Raw genomic sequence first — 4,353 nt, forward strand, 5'->3', positions numbered from 1 at the left:
GCCTCTCTCAGGGTTATAATTCTGCAATTTGATTTAAGTTTACTTCTGCAACTGTATCATTACCAAACATAGAGATAATCATCTTCACTTTATTATTATCAATCTCCGTAATCTTACCGGTATAATCTGCAAAAGCTCCATCAATAATACGTACAGTTTGACCAACTTCAACATCGATATCAAACTCTTGTACAGTTTGTCCCATAGAAACCAAGATATCACGAATTTCTTGTTCCAATAATGGAGTTGGTTTTGATCTATTTCCGTGAGATCCGACGAATCCTGTAACGTTTGGTGTGTTTCGAACAACAAACCAAGCTTCATCTGTCATGACCATTTCTACAAGAACATAACCTGGAAAGCGATTTTCTTCTACTTCTTTTCTCTTTCCATTTTTTTCAACTTGCACTGTTTGTGTTGGAATTTCAACACGTAAAATATTATCCAACATATTGTAGGTTTGTGCACGTTGTAATAGATTTTCTTTTACCTTATTTTCATAACCAGAATAGGTTTGTAAGACAAACCATCCTTTATCAAAACTATCCATGATACTTCCTTTCATAATAGAAGACTTCTAGTGTAATTAACTCCACTAACCTTCTAAAAAATGTTAATAAATCGAATCAAACCTGAAACAATCAACTGGTCAAAAATGTAAATAATTATTACAAAGAAAGCTGTGTATTCCATAATAGAACGAAAATCTCTCCAGCTTTCCTTGCGAGTTGGCCATGTTGTGTCTTTAAGAAGTCTAAAAATATCTCCAATAAAACGCATCGCTCTCTCCTATCTCGTTTCTCTGTGTGTAGTGTACTTGCCACAATGCTTACAAAATTTATTTACTTCTAGTCGTGTAGGCTTGGGGTTTCCACTAATCTTGATTGAATAGTTTCTCGAACCACAAACCGCACAAGCTAGGCTTGCTTTTTTTAGTGCCATAACGCCTCCATCTTATCCATTATAACAAGAAAGCTAGGCTTTGACAAGCATCTTAACGAAATAGATTGACTACCGAATCCCATATCGTTTGAGCTTTTTCCTTAATCTTCGCATCCGAAATAGCCCGACTAGCCTCATCTACTAGACTTTGCGCACGTCCTCGAATATCAGACAAATTATCATCTATCTGGCTATTATCATTAGTTTGTACTTGTCTTTTTGTGTTAGCTGGTGCAATTCCATTTTTCTTATATGCATTTTCAACTGTAAAGGTACTTCCTGGTGTATAAGGTAAAATGGTATTTGCAATATTTCTGAAGACATGGGCTGCACCGTTTGAAGTAGATCCTGCTAGATAGTGATTTTCATCAGTGGTCGGAAAACCAAGCCAGTGACTGATCACCACATCCGGAGTATAACCAATTACCCACTGGTCACTTGTGTATTCAGGATTGAAAACAGCTTCAGTTGTTCCAGTTTTTCCTGCCATGACATAGTCTGCAGGTGATGAACTAATACCTGTTCCGTTGGTGAATGTACCCAACATCATACTGGTCATCTTGTCAGCTACAGACTTATCAATCACCCGTTTTTGTGAATTTTTATGGCTTGCAATAACTTGTCCACTAGCATTTTCAATTCTACTAATAAAATGAGCTTCAGGCATTAAACCTTCATTTGCAAAAGCAGCATATGCTTGAGCCATTTGCAGAGGATTGGTTTCGACACCACTTCCCAAGGCGACACCAAGAACACGGTCGACTTTTTCCATGTTGAGTCCAAATTTTTCTCCTGACTCAAAAGCCTTATCAACACCCAAATCATTAACAGTAGCAACAGCAGGTAGATTAAGCGATTCTGCCAAGGCTTGATACATAGGAACTTCTCGACTCGTTTTGATCCCTGCATAGTTATCAACCTTATAGCTGTCATACTGCATGGTATGATTATCCAACTTCTTATTCAAAGCCCAGCCTGCCTCAACTGCTGGCGTATAGACAACTAAAGGCTTAATTGTAGAGCCAGGGCTACGTTTTGATTGGGTTGCATAGTTGAAATTACGGAATCCAGTTTTATCATTATCAGCAACCTGACCGACAACCCCACGAACTCCCCCTGTTTTCGGTTCGAGAGCGACACTTCCTGATTGAGCAAATGTTCCATCCTCTGCCCTCGGAAATAGCGCTTTATTTTCATAGACAACCTGCATATTTGCTTGGTAGTTTTGGTCCAGCTCTGTGTAAATGCGGTAACCATTATTGACAATCTCTTCCTCTGTTAGATTATACTTGGAAACAGCTTCATTAACAACCGCATCAAAGTAAGAAGGATAGCGGTAATCTGAGATTTTTCCTTCATACTTATCGTGCAATTGCGAAGTCATATCAACTTCTGTAGCTTCGGTTTCTTGGTTTTTATCAATGTAACCCGCTGCAAGCATATTTTGCAAGACAGTGTCGCGACGATTAGTCGAATCTTGTACGGAATTCAAAGGATTATACAGTTCCGGCCCTTTGAGCATCCCTGCCAGAGTCGCAGCTTGATCCAGACTCACTTCTGATGCAGAAACTCCAAAGTATTTCTTACTCGCATCTTCTACACCCCACACACCATTTCCAAAATAGGCATTGTTAAGGTACATGGTTAGAATTTGATCCTTACTATATTTTTTTGTTAATTCTAGAGCAAGGAAAAATTCTTTCGCTTTTCTCTCAACAGTTTGATCCTGCGACAAATAGGCGTTTTTAGCCAGCTGTTGGGTAATAGTAGAACCACCACCTGAACGTCCAGCAGTGACAATAGCCAAGAAGAAACGGCCATAGTTAATCCCGTCATTTTTATAGAAAGAACGGTCTTCTGTCGCAATAACGGCATTCTGCAAATTTTTACTGATGTCAGTCAGTTCAACGTAAGTTCCCTTTTGACCAGACAAGGCACCTGCCTCTTTTTCTTCACGGTCAAAAATGAGAGTCCGAGTTTTCAAGGCATTTTGCAAATCATTGACATTTGTTGACTTGGCTACAGCAAACAAATAGGTTCCGACTAGCAAGCCTGCACTCAAACCTAGTATAAGGACGATTTTCGTTAGATGATAGCGACGCCAGAATTTTCTAATCGGACCCACTTGGGCTAATTTTTTTCGATCACTACGAGAGCGACGCAAGTTAGTCGAATCAGAATCCTCTAGTGCTCTTGTTTCTTTTTTAAAAAGAGAAAGAAATTTCTCAAATAATTTATCTAATTTCATGCGTTTATTTTATCATCTTCATCATAGGAAGACAAGAATTTAGCTATTTCCTATCCAAATAGGGCTTTTTTTGTTACAATATCTGTATGCAATTCACATTTACATTACCAGACTCTCTACCTCAAATGACGGTAAAGCAATTACTTGAGGAACAACTCCTCATCCCTAGAAAAATCCGTCATTTTTTGAGAATCAAGAAACATATTTTGATAAATCAGCGAGAAGTTCATTGGAACAAGATGGTAAATCCTGGAGATGTTTGCCAATTAACTTTTGACGAGGAAGATTATCCCGAAAAAGAAATTCCTTGGGGCAACCCAAACCTCGTTCAGGAAGTTTATCAAGATCAACACTTGATTATTGTCAACAAACCAGAGGGGATGAAAACGCATGGTAATCAGCCAAACGAAATCGCCCTTCTTAACCATGTCAGTGCCTATGTCGGCCAAACCTGCTATATCGTTCATCGTCTAGACATGGAAACCAGTGGCTTGGTTCTCTTTGCCAAAAATCCTTTTATCCTACCTATTCTCAATCGCTTATTGGAGAAAAAAGAGATTTCTAGGGAATATTGGGCACAGGTCGACGGACATATCAGCAGCAAAGAGCTTGTTTTCAGGGACAAAATCGGACGTGATCGCCATGATCGCAGAAAGCGAATAGTTGATACAAAAAATGGACAATATGCTGAAACGCATGTAAGCAGATTAAAGCAATTTCCAAACAAAACTTCCTTGGTTCGTTGCAAGCTAAAGACAGGTCGAACACATCAAATTCGTGTGCACCTTTCTCATCATAACTTCCCTATTTCAGGCGACCCTCTCTATAATAGTAAATCAAAAACAAGTCGGCTTATGCTCCACGCCTTTCGACTATCCTTTACCCATCCGCTTACTCTAGAGAAATTAAGCTTCACTACCCTATCAGATACTTTTGAAAAAGAATTAAAAAAGAATGGATGATTGTGTCATCCATTTTTCCATATAAGAAAAGCAAGACCAGAGGCCTTGCTTTTTATCGACTCAAGAATTATTTAGCGATTTTTGCGAAGTATTCAAGAGTACGAACAAGTTGTGCAGTGTATGACATTTCGTTGTCGTACCATGATACAACTTTAACCAATTGTTTACCGTCAACGTCAAGAACTTTAGTTTGAGTTGCGT

At 38.8% G+C, this 4,353-nt stretch carries 5 protein-coding genes and 1 pseudogene; 1 reads left to right on the forward strand and 5 read right to left on the reverse strand.

What is annotated here, in order from left to right; all coding sequences use genetic code 11:
• Positions 1 to 13: 13 nt before the first annotated feature.
• The 4 genes from nusG to pbp2a are packed head-to-tail and all read right to left on the reverse strand — an operon-like array spanning position 14 to position 3,190.
• Entirely contained in the window at positions 14 to 550 is a 537-nt protein-coding gene (nusG, locus tag RWO85_RS09710) for a transcription termination/antitermination protein NusG (RefSeq protein WP_000376740.1), read from the reverse strand.
• A gap of 53 nt (positions 551 to 603) precedes the next feature.
• The gene (gene secE, locus RWO85_RS09715; RefSeq protein WP_042900249.1) at positions 604 to 780 is read right to left on the reverse strand and encodes a preprotein translocase subunit SecE; all 177 of its coding nucleotides are present in this window, start codon (positions 778 to 780) and stop codon (positions 604 to 606) included.
• A gap of 9 nt (positions 781 to 789) precedes the next feature.
• On the reverse strand, positions 790 to 942 hold the full coding sequence (gene rpmG / locus RWO85_RS09720) for a 50S ribosomal protein L33 (protein WP_001809375.1): 153 nt from the start codon (positions 940 to 942) through the stop codon (positions 790 to 792).
• A 52-nt stretch (positions 943 to 994) separates the two neighbouring features.
• Complete coding sequence (gene pbp2a / locus RWO85_RS09725; RefSeq protein WP_314415628.1) at positions 995 to 3,190, reverse strand: penicillin-binding protein PBP2A; 2,196 nt, start codon at positions 3,188 to 3,190, stop codon at positions 995 to 997.
• Between the two features lie 86 nt (positions 3,191 to 3,276).
• Here pbp2a and RWO85_RS09730 point away from each other — a divergent pair, with 86 nt between their 5' ends.
• A complete protein-coding gene (locus RWO85_RS09730; RefSeq protein WP_314415631.1) occupies positions 3,277 to 4,152 on the forward strand; it encodes an RluA family pseudouridine synthase in 876 nt (291 codons plus the stop codon).
• Positions 4,153 to 4,219: 67 nt separating this feature from the next.
• Here RWO85_RS09730 and RWO85_RS09735 read toward each other — a convergent pair.
• Positions 4,220 to 4,353, reverse strand: a pseudogene (locus RWO85_RS09735) (type I glyceraldehyde-3-phosphate dehydrogenase); the annotation flags it as partial.

The sequence above is a fragment of the uncultured Streptococcus sp. genome (genome assembly GCF_963521865.1).
Taxonomy (GTDB): Bacteria; Bacillota; Bacilli; order Lactobacillales; family Streptococcaceae; genus Streptococcus.

Excerpts from the sequence above, each read along its gene's own strand:
- nusG (WP_000376740.1), bottom strand. The coding sequence starts at position 550 with ATGGATAGTTTTGATAAAGGATGGTTTGTCTTACAAACCTATTCTGGT.
- secE (WP_042900249.1), bottom strand. The coding sequence starts at position 780 with ATGCGTTTTATTGGAGATATTTTTAGACTTCTTAAAGACACAACATGG.
- rpmG (WP_001809375.1), bottom strand. The coding sequence starts at position 942 with ATGGCACTAAAAAAAGCAAGCCTAGCTTGTGCGGTTTGTGGTTCGAGA.
- pbp2a (WP_314415628.1), bottom strand. The coding sequence starts at position 3,190 with ATGAAATTAGATAAATTATTTGAGAAATTTCTTTCTCTTTTTAAAAAA.
- RWO85_RS09730 (WP_314415631.1), top strand. The coding sequence starts at position 3,277 with ATGCAATTCACATTTACATTACCAGACTCTCTACCTCAAATGACGGTA.